Source organism: Mesorhizobium sp. M7A.F.Ca.CA.002.05.1.1 (assembly GCF_003998335.1).
In the GTDB taxonomy this organism is placed as follows: domain Bacteria; phylum Pseudomonadota; class Alphaproteobacteria; order Rhizobiales; family Rhizobiaceae; genus Mesorhizobium.
In genome coordinates, this window is the sequence record NZ_RZQI01001468.1 from 1 (window position 1) to 797 (window position 797).

Sequence of the window (797 nt, forward strand, 5' to 3'; positions counted from 1 at the left end):
ATGTCAGGCAGCAGCCTCGGACACGGCTCCGCGGCCCCGACCACCATCTGCACCGGGCTGACGCCGGCCCACACCGGATGCCCGTAATCCTCCTCGTCGTCGCCGACGCCCTTGGCGCGCACTTTGGCCGATGCCTCCTCGATGCGCATGCCGATCACCGTCGTCGCCTTGGCCTCCTGCACCGAGATCGGCCGCAAGGTCTCGCTCCGGCCGGGATAGAAGCGGTCGACGACTCCGGCCAGCGCCTTCAGTTTCTCATCAGGTTCGTCGATGATCCGCGCTGTACCGAAACACATTGCCGAGCGGTAATTGGCGGAATGGTTGAAGCCCGAGCGCGCCAGCACCAGCCCGTCGAGATGCGACACCGTCAGACACGCCGGCGTGCCGCCGCGCAGATTGCGCAGCATGCGGCTGGCCGACGAGCCGTGCCAGTAGAGCATGTCGTCCTCGCGCCAGTGGATGGTCGGCGTGCAATAGGGCTGGCCGTCGAACGTATAGGCGACATGGCACAGCAGCCCGGCATCCAGCACCGCGAAGACTGCCGCATGGTCGTAGCTGCCGCGCTCGTGCAGGCGCTTGACGCGGTTGCGGCTGGTGGTCGGAAAGCTGGCTGGCGTGTCGTTCACGGCTTGCATCCTTGGTTGTTGTCTGCCAACCATGCGCCATGACATTGGTTGATAAAAGAACCAATCCGATGAAGAAAAAACAGACCAATTTGCCGGATTGGTCGGCGCTGATCCCGGTCCTCCCGGGCGACGGCCCGCGCAGCCGCGAGCTTTATGCGGCGCTCAGGCGGC

The 797-nt window shown here is 65.1% G+C and carries 1 protein-coding gene; it reads right to left on the reverse strand.

What is annotated here, in order from left to right; genetic code table 11:
- Positions 1-659, reverse strand: a 659-nt coding sequence (locus EN939_RS36415) for a pyridoxamine 5'-phosphate oxidase family protein (RefSeq protein ID WP_164751613.1), incomplete at its 3' end; no start/stop codon positions are given.
- Positions 660-797 lie beyond the last annotated feature (138 nt).